The organism is Flavobacterium sp. TSSA_36 (assembly GCF_051547165.1).
In the GTDB taxonomy this organism is placed as follows: Bacteria; Bacteroidota; Bacteroidia; order Flavobacteriales; family Flavobacteriaceae; genus Flavobacterium.
In genome coordinates, this window is record NZ_JBPTTP010000002.1 from 505,087 (window position 1) to 522,796 (window position 17,710).

Below are 17,710 nucleotides of genomic sequence, written 5' to 3' on the forward strand. Positions count from 1 at the left end.
ATCTCTCATAAAACACAAAATGAGTTAGATTTTAACAAAATAGCTTTACAAATTATTATAACCTACCTTTACTTAATTCACAAAAGAAAGTAATTATGGCAAAAAGTCTAAATGCTAAAAAAACAGCAAAAAAAGAGCCGCTAAAAACGGCTAAGGAAAAGAAAGAAGAAAAACGAGATAAAAAAAATAGTCCCAAAAGGGACTAAAATTAGTATTCAGTTATCAGTTTATAGTGTTCAGCAATTCACTGAACACTATGTAACTGAAAAACTAATTATTTCACAGGAATACTTGCTAAAATTTCTAAGAAGAATTTCCAGAATTTTTGAGAGGAACTAATATTTGCTCTTTCGTCTGGAGAATGGGCTCCGTGAATCGTTGGTCCAAAAGAAATCATATCCATTTCTGGATAATTGGTGCCTAAAATTCCACACTCTAATCCTGCGTGGCAAGCCACTACATTGGGTTTTACATTGTTTTGTTTTTCATAAATTCCAACCAACACCTCCAAAATTTCAGATTTTGGATTAGGCGTCCATCCCGGATAAGCTCCAGAAAATTCCACCTCACATCCCATCAATTCAAAGGCAGAACGCAACGCATTCGCCATATCCATTTTAGAAGACTCTACCGAAGAACGTGTCAAGCATTGCACGGTTAACTGTCCTTCGCCTACCATTACTTTGGCAATATTGTTAGACGTTTCTACCAGATTGTCAAAATCAGCACTCATACGATACACGCCGTTGTGAGCCGTATACATCGAACGCACAAAATAAAACTGAGCTATAGAAGGCATCACTTTGGTAGGAACCTCTGTTAATTTTTCAAAAACAATTTCTAAGTTAGGCTCAGTCGTTTTGAACTCCGCTTTAATCTCGTTTACGATTTGTTGCATATCAAATACAAAAGCTTCATCGTAAACTGTGGCAATAATTACCTTGGCTACACTTTCTCTCGGAATCGCATTACGCAAACTTCCTCCAGCAATTGACGCAATTTGTAATCCGAAGTTATCAAACCCATCAAACAACAAACGGTTCATTATTTTATTGGCATTCCCCAACCCTTTGTGAATATCCATACCTGAATGGCCGCCTTGCAACCCTTTTACGGTAATACTATAACCCACAGAACCTTCTGGAGTATCCTCTTCGTCGTATTCGGCTGTTGCGGTTACATCGATACCACCTGCGCATCCAATGTCGATTTCGTCATCTTCCTCGGTATCTAAATTCAATAATATTTGACCTTGTAAAATACCGCCTTGTAGGTTCAGCGCCCCTGTCATTCCTGTTTCTTCATCAATAGTAAACAAGGCTTCAATGACAGGATGTGGAATATCAGTACTTTCTAAAACAGCCATAATAGCCGCTACGCCCAAGCCGTTATCGGCTCCCAAAGTAGTTCCTTTAGCACGAACCCAGTCGCCATCAACATACATTTCAATACCTTGAGTTTCGAAATCAAAAACGGTATCGTTATTTTTTTGGTGTACCATATCCAAGTGGCCTTGCAACACGATGGGTTTGCGGTTTTCCATTCCTGGAGTAGCCGGTTTGCGAATGATTACATTTCGGATATCGTCTTCAAAGGTTTCCAACCCCAAACGATTCCCGAAATCTTTCATAAATTGAATCACTTGCTCTTCTTTTTTAGAAGGACGTGGTACGGCATTCAAATCAGCAAATTGATTCCAAAGTGCTTTAGGCTCTAAATTTCTTATTTCTTGACTCATTGTTTGTATTATTACTTATTCGATTCCTTCTATCCTATCTTTAAAAACATTGACTAATTTGTGAGTAGCGTTCATTTCTAAAACACTATCCCAAACTTTGCAAATGTTCTCGTGAAAATCTTTCATCTTCATATTCCCAAATCGGATATGAATTACTTTTGGAGGAGGATTGTTTAACATCATTTTATTGGAAAAATCAACATCTTTGGTAATTATAGTAAGGTTGTTTTCCTTTGCATATACCCAAATTTGTTCATCAAACCACTCATCGTTTATATTCTTTTGATGAATAAAATTATCCGAATTCCAAATGGAAAGGTGGTACGGCAGATTGACGTCTATTAAAAATTTTGGCATTTAGGCAACCTCTTTAATAGTAAAATTTCTGTTCATTAATTCGGATGCAAATTTAAGACAGGCATCAATATCTTCGTTTTCGAGGCTTGGATATTGCAACAAAATTTCTTCTCTAGAATCTCCAGAACTCAAAAACCCAAGAATAGTATTAACGGTAATTCTCTTGTTTCTGATGGTAGGTTTTCCGTTGCAAATTCTATCGTCAATTGTAATTCTATCAGCAATAGTTTCCATAGTGAAGTATTTTAAGGTTCAAATTTACAAAAAAAGAAAGTGCACGACGGATTTAATCCTTATTTTTATGCCAAAAGTCAAGCCTTGAAAAGAAAATACCTTTTACCGTTATTCCTCGTATTTCAGATTGTAGTACTAAAAATCATCCGATTTTTTCCAGAATTCATCGAACGATGGTACAGCAATGGCCTCTATGCCTTTATCTCGAATAGTTTGAGAATCAGTTTAGGCAAACTTCCTTTTTCGCTGGGCGATGTGTTGTATGCTTTGCTAATTATTTGGGTGATTCGTTGGTTTTGGCTACTCAAAAAAAATAAAAGCTCGCAAAACTTATCATCGAAGCAAAAATGGAAAGCCATATCGCTTTCTATTTTAAGTTTTTTATCTGTAGTTTATTTTCTTTTTCATTTGCTTTGGGGACTCAATTACTATCGAGAACCGCTGTATGAAAAAATGAAAATTGAAAGAGAATATTCGGATGCAGATTTAGCTTTATTTACTCAAAAGCTAATTGCCAAAACCAATGCGATTCAGTTGGGACTAATGAAAGACAAAAATCGTAAAGTAGTTGTTCCTTATTCCAAATCGCAATTGTTTCAAATGAATACGAATGGATACCAAAACTTGGCTCGTGAACATTCGATGTTTCGATACAGCCATTTGAGTATTAAGAAATCTCTTTTTAGTATTCCGCTAACGTATATGGGATTTGGTGGCTATTTGAATCCGTTTACCAATGAAGCCCAAGTGAATGGTTTGGGACCTTTGTATAGTTTTCCGATGACTGCTAATCACGAAATGGCGCATCAAATAGGTTTTGCCAGTGAAAGTGAGTGTAATTTCATTGGTTTTTTGGCTTCGATAAAAAATAAAGATGCTTACATTCAGTATTCAGGATACAGTTTGGCTTTGCGCTATTGTTTGCGAAATTGGCAAGCACGAGATGAAAAGAAAGTGGCACTCTTTTTAAAAACAATTCATCCTGGAGTACTAGCTAACTTCAAGGAAAGTGAAACCTTCTGGAAACAATATGACACTTTTATCGATAAAGGATTTCATGTTTTTTACGACAACTTCCTAAAAATGAACCAACAAAAAGAAGGAATGGAAGGCTATAGTAAATATGTTGATTTGATGGTAAATTATTTTAAACAGCATTCGTTGTAAGTCTTATTTCTTGTGAAAACAAAACGTGTAAAATAGCCCCGATTGCAGTGAAAATCCTTTGTGGGCTGGGGTTCAGCCGACAAAGATTGTAACGGAAAGCGGGACGACTCGTCTTGGTATTCCCAAAAGTGGTGCTCCTTAAAAAAAATAGTTTTATTTGTAACAAAAATCAGTTTTGAACCACTAATGACTATATGTCCGATACTTTAGAACACTCCTTTGTCTCGCAATTGCAAGCGAACCAGAATATCATCCACAAGATTTGTAGGCTGTATACTTCTGGTGAGGACGCGCATAAGGATTTGTTTCAAGAAATCACCATTCAGTTATGGAAAGCGTTTCCCAAGTTTAGAGGCGACAGTAAGTTCTCTACGTGGGCCTATCGAGTCGCGCTAAATACGGCTATAACCTTGTATCGCAAAGACAAACGCTCGGTGGCCACAACTGAATTTGAAGGCAGACAACATTATACTCCTGAAGTCGAATATGATTATGAAGAGGAAGAACAATTAAAATTAATGTACCAAGCCGTCTATCAATTAAACGATATTGAGAAAGCTTTGATTTTTATGTATTTAGAAGACAAAGATTACACCGAAATATCCGAAACATTAGGGATTAGCGAGGTCAATGCAAGAGTTAAAATGAACAGAATTAAGGGGAAATTGAAAAAAATACTAAATCCATTAGCCTAATGAAAGAACTGGATTTGTTAAAAAAAGATTGGCAAAAGAACGAAGCTTCTTTTGAACAGGTGACCGAAAAGGACATTTACAAGATGATTCATAAAAAATCTTCTTCGATTGTGAAGTGGATACTGATATTGAGTGTTTTGGAATTGATTTTGTGGTCTGTTTTATCTATTGGTGTCAACATAGATGATTATTTCAAAAAAATGAAACACGAGGAACTATCTGTATATTTCGACATATACAATTACGCCAGCTACCTCATAATTTTTACATTCATTTATCTTTTCTACAAAAACTACAAGATAATTTCGACCACGGCCTCTACTAAACAACTGATGCGTGACATTATTAAGACCAGAAAGACTGTAAACTACTACGTCTATTACAACCTTGGACAATTAGTACTATCGCTATTTATTGGTTTTTATATTGCCTTTAAATACAATCCAGAAACAGTTGTACTCACTGATAAAATAGGCAGCAATTATACCGTGATGATTATTACTTTCTCAATCTTGGTAGTATTTATCGCATTGATATTAGGAATATTTTGGTTATTCTATCGTCTGATTTATGGTAGATTACTTAAACGTTTATTGGACAATTACAAAGAATTAAAGAAAATAGATTTATAAAAAAAGCGGTCAAAATTTTGACCGCTTTTTTATATTAATATTCCCATTTTCGCATTTTATCGAGTTCTTTTTGTGCTTCCAATTCTTCGGCTGGAATAACTTTCAAAAAGGAAGGATGCTGCTCGATTGCGTATTCTACTTTTTCTACAATCTCTTCTATGGTTTCGTTATCATAATCAATCTCTAAAGGTTCTTTAATGATAAACGACTGTAAGATTCCTTTCTTTTTTAATCGTAAGCCCTTTTTATCAAAAGAACGTCTAAAGCCATCAATTACGATTGGAACCACAATAGGCTTGTGTTCTTTGATAATATGTGCGGTTCCTTTACGAACGGGTTTAAATGATTTTGTTGTACCTTGAGGAAACGTTATCACCCAACCATCTGCCAAAGCTATCTTGATATTTTCGGTATCATTAGGATTTACTTCTCTTTTTTCGGTAACATCTTTCCCTTTGGAACGCCAAGTTCTTTCTACTGTTATCGCACCTACATAGGCTAAAATCCTTGGCAAAAGACCAGCATGCATTGTTTCTTTAGCCGCAACATAGTATATATTCATTTTGGGTTGCCACAAATAACAAACGTTTTTGATGGTATCGTCTCTTCCGCTTAAACTCGCGTTAAACACATGAAACATAGCTACAACATCAGCAAAATAAGTTTGATGATTGGAAATAAACAACACATTAGTATCTGGTAAATTTCGAATAATTTCTGAACCCTCAATTTGTAATTCGTTGAAACCACGATACCTTCTGTGGGTAATAACACCAAAAATTCGGATTAACCATTTCTTTATAAAAAGGATATGACCAAAAGGATTCCTTTTAAATAATCCCATAATAATTCTTTTTTGAAATTGGAGTGCAAAGATACGACATATTTTCTTAACGTTTAGAAAACGCTAAACTTGCAATAAATTTACAATAAATCAAGAAAAACAGCGCTTATTTATGATTTTTTAAGCACAAAACACAAAACCTCTTTTAACTCACTCAACATCATAGCTGTAGCTCCCCAAACTATATGGTCATTGATTTTGAATGCTGGAATTGCAATATTAGTAGCATAAGAAGTCGTCAGTTTCGTCTCATGTAAAAGCGCATCACTCAAAAAATCAGACAATGGTAATTCGATTATACTCGCCACCTCTTTCGGTTCTAAAACAAAATGCAGGGTCTCGTTTGCAATTCCTAAATAGGGATGCACTAAAAAATTACTAGGCGGAATATACAAAGGAGAAAAAGGTCTGATTACTTTTATTTGCTCCCGCGAAATTCCAATTTCTTCTTCGGATTCTCTCAAAGCTGTAGTTTCGTATTCCACATCTTCATTTTCAAACTTACCTCCGGGAAAAGCAATTTGAGCCGAATGCACGCCTTCATAGGAATTTCTTTCAATCAATACCAAATGCGTTTGCTCTTGTTTTGGGTACAACAACATCAAAACCGCTGCTTTTCGTGGATTTTTATCTGCATAACTAAACGCTTTCAACGATTCGATTCGTTCTTTTGGTGCCATTTTTATATGTGAAGCAAAAGCAGGAAGCGGAGCCTCAAGTATTTGAGGGATATATTGCTGAAAATCTTGAAAATTCATAGGTAAAACTTATTTTTGCAAGCATTCCAATAAATATACTATAGTTTTGTTTGGAATACAAACCAAACTTTCTAAATTCAATTCAAATGTACAGCAAAGCAGAAAATCAAAGGTTAAAACACGATTTTTGGGTGGCCTTCGCCGAGAAATACCCAAGAAAATGGGTATTGTATGATACAAAAATTAAAGATTTCTCTTTTAAATTTTTTGCAGATAATAAAAAAGCCCAAGTACTTATTGATATCGAGCACCGAAATGATGACTTACGTTCTCAATATTTCGAAAAACTTGAAGCTTTGAAAGGTATTTTGGAAGATGAATTCATCAAAGATTTGGTTTTTGAAAAAGACTTCACTTTAGAAAATGGCAAAACCATCAGCCGCATATGGGTTGAAAAAAATGGGTATAGTATGAGTAATCGCAACCACTGGGAGTACATTTTTGACTTTTTCTTCGAAAAAATGAATGCCTTAGAACTTTTCTATCTCGAATATGATGAGTTTATAAAAGATATTGAGAAAGGGTAAAGGTTTTTGGTTTATAGTTTTTGGTTTGTGGTTTATGGTTTGAGGTTTCTAAGCTAATTACTATTCACTAATAACTATGGACTAAAAACTAAATATTATACAAATAAATCCTATTCTCATAGTTGATGTACAACTGCTTGCGATTGCCTTGTTGTTTACGAGTAATAATCATCAAAGTGCAGGCATCGCCATTCTCGTCTTTACATTCAAAAGAGTAGATGATATCAGTTTTGTTTTCTTCAATTTCTGCATATGAAAGAATGTTATACAATTGAAGCATTGGGGTATACACCACAATTCGATGTTTAGAAGTATCTAAAGTTATTGGGATATTGATTAAATCCAATTCGGACCAATCTCCCCATTTTCCCTTCTCATTTTTCTGCAAAACACTATAACCAGAAGTTTGAAACTTATAGGTTTGAGCATTCGACAGCTGAAAACAAAAAAACAGGACAAAAGACAAAAATAAAATAGTAGGTTTTGACATGGGGAGGCGTTTGGGGTTGGAGTTAAAATTGGAGTTGTCCGATTTCAATTTGGGCTTGCTTGAACTCGGCTATCATAGTATCTATTATTTCTTTTACAGGTTGAATTTCGGTAATTAATCCCGCAATCTGACCAATTTCTAATTCGCCCTCGACCAAATCACCTTCAAACATCCCGCGTTTGGCTCTGGCTCTACCAAGCAATGCCACTAAATCTTCTTTGGTAGGGCATTTTGCATACAATTCCTGCACGTCATTGTAAAACTTATTTTTCACCAATCGAACAGGCGCTAATTCTTTTAATGTTAATTGAGTATCCCCTTCTTTTATATTGACAATTACTTCTTTGAAATTATCGTGAGCTGATGATTCTACCGAAGCTGCAAAACGACTTCCCACCTGCACACCATCGGCACCTAAAGCCATTGCCGCAAGCATTCCTCTTCCTGTGGCAATTCCGCCAGCAGCAATCAAGGGAATATTTATCTTTTGCTTGACCATTGGAATCAAAGTCAATGTTGTAGTTTCCTCTCGACCATTGTGTCCACCTGCTTCAAAACCTTCGGCAACAACAGCATCTACTCCTGCTTCTTGTGCTTTCAAAGCAAATACTGAACTACTCACCACATGTACTACCGTAATTCCTTTTTCTTTCAAGAAAGCAGTCCAATTTTTGGGATTTCCTGCTGAAGTAAAAACGATTTTGACGCCTTCTTCAACAATAATATTCATTATTTCTTCCACATTCGGATATAACATGGGAACATTCACGCCAAAAGGCTTATTAGTCGCTTTTTTACATTTTTGAATGTGCTCCCTAAGTACGTCAGGATACATAGAACCAGCACCAATGACACCTAATCCTCCCGCATTGCTAACGGCACTTGCCAATTTATAACCACTGTTCCAAATCATTCCTCCTTGAATGATTGGATATTGAATGCCAAAAAGCTTTATAATTGAATTCATTGCATTGTAAATTAATATTTGATGATTTTTCCTTGAGCAGAAAAGCTTTTCCCCTGAATAGTGTACAAGTATACGCCTTTCCACAAGGTTTCTACAGAAAAAGAAGGTGTTGAATTTGTAAAAGGGACCTCCATTATTTTTTGTCCCAATAAAGAATAAATAGTAAGCTGCACCTCGTCTACTGTCGAAGGTAAAGTCACATAAACTGTTCCTTTAGCAGGATTGGGATACAACGAAAATGAAGCATTCTGATTGTTTATTGTCGCTAGAAGTCCTTTATTTACAGCCGCACTAAAATCCGGAATCCCATAGCCTAGTTGTGGCGTTGGGGTCGTATATTTATCCGAAGATTGAATAATCAAATCTCTAATTTCTTTGTTGGTTTTATCGGGCAGAGCTTGCCATAAGCACGCCACCATCCCAGCCAAAATTGGGCTCGAAAAAGAGGTTCCATTGGCTGTACCAATATTTCCAAATTCATCCGAAACTACAGAAGCTTGTCCTTGCGCCATCACTTCTGGCTTTACCCTACCATCAAAAGATGGCCCAATTGAACTAAAAGAAGCTCTGGACTTACTGGCTGTTACTGCTCCAATCGTAAGAACAGAAACCGCATCTGCTGGAGCAGCAATATTGGGATTAGTCGAGTTCCCAGAATTTCCAGCTGAAGCCACTACAAGCATTCCTCGACTAAAAGCAATCTCAGCTCCTTGACTAATAAACGTTGTGGTGCCATTCATATCGGCATAAGTATAGTTGTATTTCGAATTATCAAAATCAAAATACCCCAACGAACTATTGATAATATCCGCACCCAAACTGTCTGCCTTCTCTGCAGCTTCTACCCAAAGCGTTTCCTCAATAGGATTTTCAGAAGCATCATTCTCAGTAACAAAAAGGTAATAAGACGCATCAGGAGCCGTTCCTATCAAGGCTTGGTCTTGATTCCCGCCCATCGTAGAAAGCACTAACGTACCATGATTATCTCCAGTATAGTAATTAGGACTTCTATTCACATAATTATAACCCCCTAAAATCTGATTATTGTCTCTCAATTTTTTAAACGGCAATCGGGTGTCCACCCCAGGAAATCCGGCATCTAAAACCGCTATAATTTTACCGCTACCCGTGTAATTTTGTTGATGCAATAAATGCCCATTCAACATCTGAATTTGATTGGCTGAAGTGCCATAATTATACGTAATTGCAGTGTTATATTTTTTTTGAATTTGCTGTGATTTTGACGCAGTTATTGTTTTTCCAGTCGCATTTAAGGTCTTATCTGCGAAGCTAATCTTAGTAACAAAAGCTAAATTTTTAAGAGAAGTAATATCCGCTTGAGTACCGCGAACATGCAACGCATTTAGCCATTTTGATTGCCCCATGACTGTGATTCCAACCGACTCTTTTACAGCTTTGATATACGAAGCCGAAATCGGAACATCCTTGCTGTCCAAGGCAATTTTTTGTCGCGTTCTTCTATCAATAGCGCGCTGTGAGAGCATCAATTGAGGATTACCCAAATAGTTCTGAACATTGGTTTTATCACCAAAATACACCCAAGCATCTTGCTGTGAAAAGACCAAAAGAGATTGGAATAAGAAAAATAAAAAAACTATTTTTTTCATGCCGAAATGTACTCAAAAAATCATTATGAATTAAAATTTTAAATGTTTTTAGGAGCACAAAATTTGGGATTTCATCACGTTTGGTCCCGCTGTCCTTCCTATCTTTTTATCCAGAAAAAGGATAAAAAGGATATTCCCTCCCATCGGGGCTAGACGACACCAACTCTTTTTCAGAAGATATTTTTTGAATAGCTTTTACAGAGACTAATCACTAATAACTAAAGACTAATAACTACTACTAAGCTATAACACCAGAACCCAACAACTCGTCCTCTTCGTACCAAGCCACAAATTGTCCTTCAGTAATTGCGGATTGTGGTTCATCAAAAATCACATACATTCCTTTTTCTTCTTGATGCAACGTGGCTTTTTGCAACGGCTGACGGTAACGAATTCTCGCCATTACTTCTTTAGACTCACCCACTGACAAGGCTAAATCGGTACGAATCCAATGTGTTTCAGAAGCATCAATAAACAATCCTCTTCTAAACAATCCTGGATGATTGCTAGATAAGCCCGTGTAAATTGTATTAGTCACCACGTCAGTAGCAATAACAAACAAAGGTTCTGTTGTACCGCCAACGTTAAGTCCTTTTCGTTGTCCAACTGTAAAATAATGAGCCCCTTGGTGTTTTCCAACTACCTTGCCCATTTCTGGAGTATAAATGATTTTATGAGACAAAGAAGCTAAAGTTTCAGCTTCATCTGTTGAAGTATAAATCGGATGATTTTTGTCTATCTGAATAATTTGACCTTCTTTGGGTTGCAATTTTTGCTGTAAAAACTCTGGCAAACGTACTTTACCAATAAAACATAAACCTTGAGAATCTTTTTTCTCTGCAGTTACCAATTCCATTTCAGCCGCTATTTCACGAACCTGAGGTTTCGTTAATGCACCAATTGGAAACAAAGATTTAGCCAACTGTTCTTGCGACAATTGACATAAAAAGTACGATTGGTCTTTGTTAATATCAGCTCCTGCAATAAGGTGATACAAGGGTTTCCCTTCTATTTCAGTAGTTCGTTTTTGGCAATAATGTCCAGTAGCCACATAATCTGCTCCTAAACTCAATGCAATTTCTAAAAAAACAGCAAATTTAATTTCGCGATTACACAATACATCAGGGTTTGGAGTACGTCCTTTTTCATATTCACTGAACATGTAATCCACAATTTTTTCTTGATATTGTTCACTTAGATCAACCGTTTGGAAAGGAATTCCTAATTTTTCGGCTACCAATAAAGCATCGTTGCTATCTTCTAACCAAGGGCATTCATTGGATATCGTTACTGAGTCATCGTGCCAATTTTTCATAAATAGCCCAATAACCTCATATCCCTCTTGTTGCAACAAATAAGCAGCAACACTAGAATCTACGCCTCCTGACAAGCCAACAACCACTCTCTTTTTCATCAAAACCCTTTTTTAAAATAGGGTGCAAAGTTACAAAACATTTAGCACAGAAATTATCTAAGCAAAAGTTAATTCTTTTTACCCTTGGTAAGGCCTTCAGGATAGCTCATATTTCGCTTTTTAACCAACTTATCTTTTTCATAAAATTCCCAAACACCCTCTTTTTTACCCAAAACAAAATTTCCTTTGGAAGCAATAAAACCATTAGCATCTCTAAAAATAGCTGGTCCGTTATACTGTCCTTTCTGATAAACTGTTTCTTCTAAAACAATACCTTTATCAGAATAAATTTTGCAACTCCCGTGTTTAAAACCGTCTTCGTAATGGGTCTCTTCTGCTACTTTACCATCAGGAAAATAAACCGTTCTTAATCCCGATAACTTTCCGTTTTTATACAATTCTTTGGTCATTATCGCTTTTGAATTGAAGTGATAATAGATCCATTCTCCTTCAAAAAGTTTATTAACCACCTTGCCTTCACTTACCTTAAACTTATTTTGATTATAAAAAATAGTATATGCCGAATGGTCTTTCTCATTGAACTCTCGTGTAGCGATGATGTCTGAAGCCTTAGTATCATCATAATATTGGAAAAGCCCTACTTCTTTTCCATGTTCAAAAGTACCTTGATAGCGCACTCGTTTGGATGGCTCATATAGACCTTTCCACAGACCATTTCTTTTGCCTTCGCTATCTAATGCGTTGATAGTGGATTGAGACCAAAGTCCAGAAAAATGCAAAATGAGAACAAAAAAAATTCCTTTATTTATCATGATAAAAAATATTATTTGTGACCTATTTCATTATTGTACCAATACGTGTTGCAATTCACTAGAAATTAATTTTTAGTTTGCCACACCTCTTTTACGCTTTCGCTTGTAAATAGGCTGCATCCAACGGTGACCAAAGCCCTCAAAGGTACTAAATCCCGATTTGGTCTCAAAAGCTAATTTTTGTTTAACAAAAATTCGATTAAAATAAACAAAAATCAGCATCATACTTCATATCAGGCATTTATTGTAATTAAACAACTATTAATCATACTATAAAATTTTATTTTGTTTAATGATTTACAAATATCTTTGAACAACAAATAAACTAAGTTCAATTTAAACAAAAAAATTATGAAAATTGTATCACACCTGAAAATTGCCTTTGTGTGCATAGCATTAGCAAGCTGGATGACCTCTTGTAACAATGATGATGACAATCCAACTCCAGTAGACAACACCATTACTGGACTTGCAGTCAAAAACTCAAATTTAAAAATTTTAGTACAAGCGTTAGGGAAAGCAGAATTAGCAGCAACCTTACAAGGAACAGGCCCTTTTACTGTATTCGCTCCTACAGACGCAGCTTTTACAAAATTTTTGAGTGATAACAAATTTGCTTCACTTTCTGATGTCCCTAAAGATGTCCTTACACAAATTTTACTAAATCATGTGGTAAGTGGTACCGTAAAATCGACAGATCTCAAAACAGGCTATGTGAAAACTTTGGCTAAAAGTGCTACTTCAGGAACAAACACGATGAGTATGTATGTAGATTTAAGTTCGGGAGTAAAATTAAATGGAGTGGCTAAGGTCACCACTGCGGACGTAATGGCCTCTAACGGTGTCATTCACGTTGTAGATGCGGTCATTAATTTACCAACTATAGTGACTCATGCTACTGCTAATGCCAACTTCACCTCTCTTGTAGGAGCGCTCACTGGTGCAGGACAACCTAATTTTGTAGGAATCTTATCAGGCACAGGACCATTTACGGTTTTTGCACCTACAAACGCAGCATTCACTGCCTTGAATTCAGAATTAGCTCCTGGTGGAATTGCAGGTGTTTCAGCGGCAAACTTGACTAAAGTACTACAATATCATGTGGTTAATGGTAATATCCTTGCTGCTAGTTTAACAGAGGGACAAGTAGTTAATACCTTAGCAACACAATCATTTACAGTACAACTAGCTGGTGGCGCCAAAGTAAAAGACTTTAACAACAGACTATCGAACATAATCGCTACGGATGTGCAGTGTTCTAATGGCGTAATACACGTTGTGGACAAAGTATTTCTTCCTAAATTATAACAACGATTTATTTCAAAAAAAAAACTTCCGCTTATACCGGAAGTTTTTTTTTATATAAAGTTAAAAATGCTTATTTTTTCTTTTGTTGCGCTGCTTTTTGAGCCTCGGCTTGTTCCATTGCTTCTTGCAATTTTCGTTGGAACTTACCTTGTTTTTTAGGCTCTTTTAACTTATTCTCTTGAATTTGAGCATGAATTTTATCGCCATCAATAAAATATCTTTTGATGACCAACATAATTAAAATAGTAACTAAATTGGAAATAAAGTTATACAAACTCAAACCTGCTCCATAACTATTGAAAAAGAATAACATCATTAATGGCGAAACATAAATCATTATTTTCATCATTTTAGCCATATCAGGCATGCCTTCTTGTTGAGGCGCTGCCATTTGTTGGTCACCTGAAGTCATTTTCATGTAAAAGAAAATTGCAATCGCTGCCAAAATTGGGAATAAACTAATATGATCTCCATATAATGGAATATGGAAAGGTAATTTTACAACTTCATCAAAAGAAGATAAATCATCGGCCCAAAGGAAACTTTTTTGACGTAATTCGAAAGCTGAAGGGAAAAACTGAAAGGAAGCCATCAAGAAAGGCATTTGAATCAATGCTGGAATACAACCCGCCATTGGATTCACTCCAGCTTTGTTGTACAGCTTCATGGTTTCTTGCTGTTTTTTCATGGGGTCTTTGGCAAATTTCTCTCCCAATTCAGCAATTTCTGGGCGCAATACCTTCATTTTCGCTTGCGATAAAAAGGATTTAAAGGTAATTGGCGACATGGCCAATTTGATCAAAAGAGTAAATAGGATAATTGCAAAACCATAAGCGATGTAAGATCCTAAGAAGCCAAACAAAGGCACAAAGATAAAACGGTTAATCCAACCGATAATCCCCCAACCCATAGAGATAATTTTTTCTAAATTTTGATCATAATGCGCTAGTGTCTTATAATCGGATGGCCCTAAGTACCAATTTAATTTATAATCTAGCTCTCCATTTGTAAACGCCAAAGGCAAATTCGCTTGGAATGATTTGGTAAATGTAGTATCGATTTTTTCATCCGCCACCAAATTAGTAGAAACCAATTGCCCTTTCTCAAAAGGAGTTTTAGATACTAAAATAGAAGTAAAAAAGTGTTGTTTGAAGGCAATAAACGTTGGTTTTTCAAGGGTTTCTTCTTCCTTCTTTCCTAATCCAGCATAATCTACTTTGCCTTCTTTGTGTTCAAAATAGATCTCAGTATATTTATTTTCGTAAGAAATGCTCTTTTCGTTTCTGAACCCTTTCAAATCCCATTCTAAATCCAAAGGTTTAGCGGTATTCAATACTTGGTTCAAGCCTTGAGAACGCACATCAAAACCAATCATATAATCATTTGGTTTCACTATGTATTTATATTCCAAAAACGAATTCGGACCTGATTTCAACTTCATAGACAATACTTGATCGTCCCCTATTTTTGTTAAAGTGGGTTCAAAAAACAAGTCTTTGGTATTTAAAGTTCGGTTGTCATTGGTAGGCAAAACAATATTCAAATTAGCATTATTGTTTTTAATCAATTCGACCAACTGACCAGAACCTTTTTTGAATTTTTCAAAATTTTTCAACGTTGCCTCAGCGATAAATCCCCCTTTGTTGGCAATTTTTAATTTTATCACTTCATTTTCAATCGTAGTAAAATCATTTTTTGCAGAAGGTAAAGTCGCAGAATACGCAAAATTCCCTAATGTTTTTTGCAAAGCTACCAACTGAGTAGCATCGCCGGTAGCTACTGCAACCGTTGCTTTTTCAACGGCTCTATTCGCCAATTCTTTTGCTTTTTGAGCTTTTAAAACCAATTCCTTTTGGGCTTTTTCTGCAGCCACCACTTTAGGATCAGGTTGGTTTTGGAACATAATCCAAACCAAAATTCCAAAAATCAATATAAAACCGATAATTGAATTAATGTCAATCTTTTTTTCTTCCATTATTATCTATCTTCAAAATTCAAAACTGAAGCAGTTTACTTCAGTTTAGTGTTAGAATACAACTTAAATACTTTGTTACATCTATTGTATTATTTCTTTTTGGCTTTAACAGTAGCAGCTACAAAACTCACAAAAATAGGGTGAGGATTCGCAACAGTACTTTTATATTCTGGATGGTATTGTACCCCAATAAAAAACGGATGGTTTTCAATCTCTACGATTTCTACCAAACCAGTATCTGGATTCACCCCAGAAGCTATTAAACCCGCTTTTTGTAATTCATCTACATAAGCACTGTTGTACTCATAACGGTGACGATGCCGCTCAGATATTTCAGTTTTACCATATATTTTGTAGGCCAACGAGTCTGGTTTTATTTCACATTTCCAAGCTCCTAAACGCATTGTACCTCCTTTATCCGTTACCGTTTTTTGATCTTCCATCAAATTCACTACTGGATGAGTCGTATTCTCATTCATTTCGGTAGAATTCGCGTCTTTGTAACCCAAAATAGTTCTTGAATATTCTATAATCGACATTTGCATTCCTAAGCAAATACCAAAAAACGGAATATTATTTTCACGAACATAACGCACTGCTTCTATTTTTCCTTCGATACCTCTTTCTCCAAAACCGGGTGCCACTAAAACCCCATCCAATCCCGCTAATTTCTCAGCAATATTAGAAGGATCCAAATGCTCTGAATGAATCGAAATTACATTTACTTTTGTTTCATTTGCCGCTCCTGCGTGAATAAAGGCTTCCAAAATAGATTTGTAACAATCTTGCATTTCGACATATTTCCCAACCAAACCAATATTAACCGTATGCTTAGGGTTTTTTAAACGTTTCAAGAACGTGTTCCAATTTTTTAAATCTGGAGCTGCTTTTTTAGGCAAGTCTAATTTCTTTAAAGCTACAACATCCAAGCCTTCTTCCAACATTAAATTAGGTACTTCATAAATAGTAGAAGCATCAATCGATTGGATCACAGCTTCTCTTTTTACATTACAAAACAGGGCCAATTTGTTGCGAATATCATCTGCGATTTCGTGCTCCGTTCTACACACTAAAATATCAGCTTTAATTCCGCTCTCCATTAATGTTTTTACAGAATGCTGAGTAGGTTTTGTTTTCAATTCACCAGCCGCTGCCAAATAAGGCACTAAGGTCAAATGAATCACTATTCCGTTATTTTCGCCTAACTCCCAAACCAACTGACGAACAGACTCGATGTATGGTAAAGATTCAATATCCCCTACAGTCCCACCAATTTCAGTGATAACGATATCATAATCGCCTGATTTACCAAGCAATTGCATTCTATCTTTAATTTCGTTGGTAATATGAGGAACTACTTGCACCGTTTTTCCTAAAAACTCTCCTCTTCTTTCTTTTTCGATAACGGAAAGGTAAATTCTACCCGTAGTAACGTTATTCGCCTGTGAAGTAGGAACGTTTAAAAAACGCTCGTAGTGACCTAAATCTAAATCTGTTTCGGCTCCATCATCGGTTACGTAACATTCTCCGTGCTCGTAAGGATTAAGTGTTCCTGGGTCAACATTAATATACGGATCGAATTTTTGAATAGTCGTTCTGTATCCTCTTGCTTGTAATAATTTCGCCAATGATGCCGCTATAATTCCTTTTCCTAAAGAAGAGGTCACACCACCTGTAACAAAAATATATTTTGTTTGATTCATGCTGTTGTTGTTTGTAAAGTAGTTGTGTAAAAAACGTGGCAAAAGTACAAATAAAATTGGAATACTTATCGTCTCAGAGCATTCGCTTTTAAAAAATAAATCAACACCGATTTTACAAATTTACATAGATTGACTTGTTGAAACAATTTGCTTTTTTAAAATGTCATGAAATAAAAGAAATTTAAAAGAACCCAAACAATAAGTATCTCTTTTATTTTTGAAACTTCAACCCTATTGAGCTTCCTAAAAAAAGCGACTTATTTATGGCTTGGGATATTTCTTTTTGATATTGCGAATTAGGTCTTCTAACCCATTGACTTTTAACTCATAAACAAGTTGCAATTGCACTCCCAAAGTTCCTTTTGGAAAACCTTTATTCCTGTACCAAACGATATAATATTCGGGAATATCGATTAAAGACCAACCTTCGTATTTTCCAAAAGGCATTTTGGCGTGCGCCAATTCGATGAGTTTTTTTTGATTTTCATCCAAAACGATCC

General features: G+C 35.8%; 18 protein-coding genes. 5 read left to right on the top strand and 13 right to left on the bottom strand.

Features of this window, described 5'->3' with window-relative positions; genetic code table 11:
- Nucleotides 1–274 precede the first annotated feature (274 nt).
- From ACSVH7_RS06205 to ACSVH7_RS06215, 3 genes are read right to left on the bottom strand one after another with little or no spacing between them, the layout of a single operon-like run.
- Nucleotides 275–1,738 carry an aminoacyl-histidine dipeptidase gene (locus tag ACSVH7_RS06205; protein ID WP_438065822.1) on the bottom strand — a complete coding sequence of 488 codons (1,464 nt, stop codon included), beginning with the start codon at nucleotides 1,736–1,738 and terminating at the stop codon, nucleotides 275–277.
- Between the two features lie 15 nt (nucleotides 1,739–1,753).
- Nucleotides 1,754–2,095, bottom strand: a complete 342-nt coding sequence (locus ACSVH7_RS06210; protein WP_159683339.1) for a DUF5615 family PIN-like protein — start codon at nucleotides 2,093–2,095, stop codon at nucleotides 1,754–1,756.
- Nucleotides 2,096–2,329, bottom strand: coding sequence for a DUF433 domain-containing protein (locus tag ACSVH7_RS06215; protein WP_024980219.1), 234 nt, complete (start codon nucleotides 2,327–2,329; stop codon nucleotides 2,096–2,098). It lies immediately after the preceding gene.
- A gap of 39 nt (nucleotides 2,330–2,368) precedes the next feature.
- Between ACSVH7_RS06215 and ACSVH7_RS06220 the strand changes: the two genes are divergently transcribed.
- The 3 genes from ACSVH7_RS06220 to ACSVH7_RS06230 all read left to right on the top strand — a co-directional run bounded on the left by ACSVH7_RS06220 (nucleotide 2,369) and on the right by ACSVH7_RS06230 (nucleotide 4,823).
- Nucleotides 2,369–3,496, top strand: a complete 1,128-nt coding sequence (locus tag ACSVH7_RS06220; RefSeq protein ID WP_438065823.1) for a DUF3810 domain-containing protein — start codon at nucleotides 2,369–2,371, stop codon at nucleotides 3,494–3,496.
- Between the two features lie 194 nt (nucleotides 3,497–3,690).
- Nucleotides 3,691–4,191: an RNA polymerase sigma factor gene (locus tag ACSVH7_RS06225; RefSeq protein ID WP_438065824.1), complete on the top strand. Its 501-nt coding sequence runs from the start codon at nucleotides 3,691–3,693 to the stop codon at nucleotides 4,189–4,191.
- On the top strand, nucleotides 4,191–4,823 hold the full coding sequence (locus tag ACSVH7_RS06230) for a hypothetical protein (RefSeq protein WP_438065825.1): 633 nt from the start codon (nucleotides 4,191–4,193) through the stop codon (nucleotides 4,821–4,823). Before ACSVH7_RS06225 ends, ACSVH7_RS06230 begins: the two co-directional genes overlap by 1 nt.
- Before the next feature lie 34 nt (nucleotides 4,824–4,857).
- Here the strand turns inward: ACSVH7_RS06230 and ACSVH7_RS06235 are convergent, their stop codons facing one another.
- Entirely contained in the window at nucleotides 4,858–5,667 is an 810-nt protein-coding gene (locus ACSVH7_RS06235) for a lysophospholipid acyltransferase family protein (protein WP_438065826.1), read from the bottom strand.
- A 110-nt stretch (nucleotides 5,668–5,777) separates the two neighbouring features.
- Nucleotides 5,778–6,425 (bottom strand): NUDIX hydrolase, encoded by a 648-nt coding sequence (locus ACSVH7_RS06240; RefSeq protein ID WP_438065827.1) that lies wholly within the window; start codon nucleotides 6,423–6,425, stop codon nucleotides 5,778–5,780.
- Nucleotides 6,426–6,511: 86 nt separating this feature from the next.
- Here ACSVH7_RS06240 and ACSVH7_RS06245 point away from each other — a divergent pair, with 86 nt between their 5' ends.
- Nucleotides 6,512–6,952 (top strand): DUF4268 domain-containing protein, encoded by a 441-nt coding sequence (locus ACSVH7_RS06245; protein WP_438065828.1) that lies wholly within the window; start codon nucleotides 6,512–6,514, stop codon nucleotides 6,950–6,952.
- Nucleotides 6,953–7,040: 88 nt separating this feature from the next.
- On the opposite strand, the gene ACSVH7_RS06250 is transcribed toward ACSVH7_RS06245, so the two are convergent.
- From ACSVH7_RS06250 to ACSVH7_RS06270, 5 genes are all read right to left on the bottom strand, one after another.
- Entirely contained in the window at nucleotides 7,041–7,442 is a 402-nt protein-coding gene (locus tag ACSVH7_RS06250) for a hypothetical protein (RefSeq protein ID WP_035717258.1), read from the bottom strand.
- 22 nt (nucleotides 7,443–7,464) lie between these two features.
- A complete protein-coding gene (locus ACSVH7_RS06255; protein ID WP_438065829.1) occupies nucleotides 7,465–8,409 on the bottom strand; it encodes an NAD(P)H-dependent flavin oxidoreductase in 945 nt (314 codons plus the stop codon).
- An 11-nt stretch (nucleotides 8,410–8,420) separates the two neighbouring features.
- Entirely contained in the window at nucleotides 8,421–10,037 is a 1,617-nt protein-coding gene (locus tag ACSVH7_RS06260; RefSeq protein WP_438065830.1) for a S8 family serine peptidase, read from the bottom strand.
- A gap of 238 nt (nucleotides 10,038–10,275) precedes the next feature.
- The gene (gene mnmA / locus ACSVH7_RS06265; RefSeq protein ID WP_438065831.1) at nucleotides 10,276–11,451 is read right to left on the bottom strand and encodes a tRNA 2-thiouridine(34) synthase MnmA; all 1,176 of its coding nucleotides are present in this window, start codon (nucleotides 11,449–11,451) and stop codon (nucleotides 10,276–10,278) included.
- A 68-nt stretch (nucleotides 11,452–11,519) separates the two neighbouring features.
- Complete coding sequence (locus ACSVH7_RS06270) at nucleotides 11,520–12,224, bottom strand: toxin-antitoxin system YwqK family antitoxin (RefSeq protein WP_438065832.1); 705 nt, start codon at nucleotides 12,222–12,224, stop codon at nucleotides 11,520–11,522.
- Nucleotides 12,225–12,575: 351 nt separating this feature from the next.
- Here ACSVH7_RS06270 and ACSVH7_RS06275 point away from each other — a divergent pair, with 351 nt between their 5' ends.
- Nucleotides 12,576–13,532, top strand: a complete 957-nt coding sequence (locus tag ACSVH7_RS06275) for a fasciclin domain-containing protein (RefSeq protein WP_438065833.1) — start codon at nucleotides 12,576–12,578, stop codon at nucleotides 13,530–13,532.
- Nucleotides 13,533–13,602: 70 nt separating this feature from the next.
- Here the strand turns inward: ACSVH7_RS06275 and yidC are convergent, their stop codons facing one another.
- The 3 genes from yidC to ACSVH7_RS06290 all read right to left on the bottom strand — a co-directional run bounded on the left by yidC (nucleotide 13,603) and on the right by ACSVH7_RS06290 (nucleotide 17,702).
- A complete protein-coding gene (gene yidC / locus ACSVH7_RS06280; protein WP_438065834.1) occupies nucleotides 13,603–15,507 on the bottom strand; it encodes a membrane protein insertase YidC in 1,905 nt (634 codons plus the stop codon).
- 89 nt (nucleotides 15,508–15,596) lie between these two features.
- Entirely contained in the window at nucleotides 15,597–17,210 is a 1,614-nt protein-coding gene (locus ACSVH7_RS06285; protein WP_438065835.1) for a CTP synthase, read from the bottom strand.
- 261 nt (nucleotides 17,211–17,471) lie between these two features.
- Entirely contained in the window at nucleotides 17,472–17,702 is a 231-nt protein-coding gene (locus ACSVH7_RS06290) for a DUF3820 family protein (protein WP_438065836.1), read from the bottom strand.
- Nucleotides 17,703–17,710 lie beyond the last annotated feature (8 nt).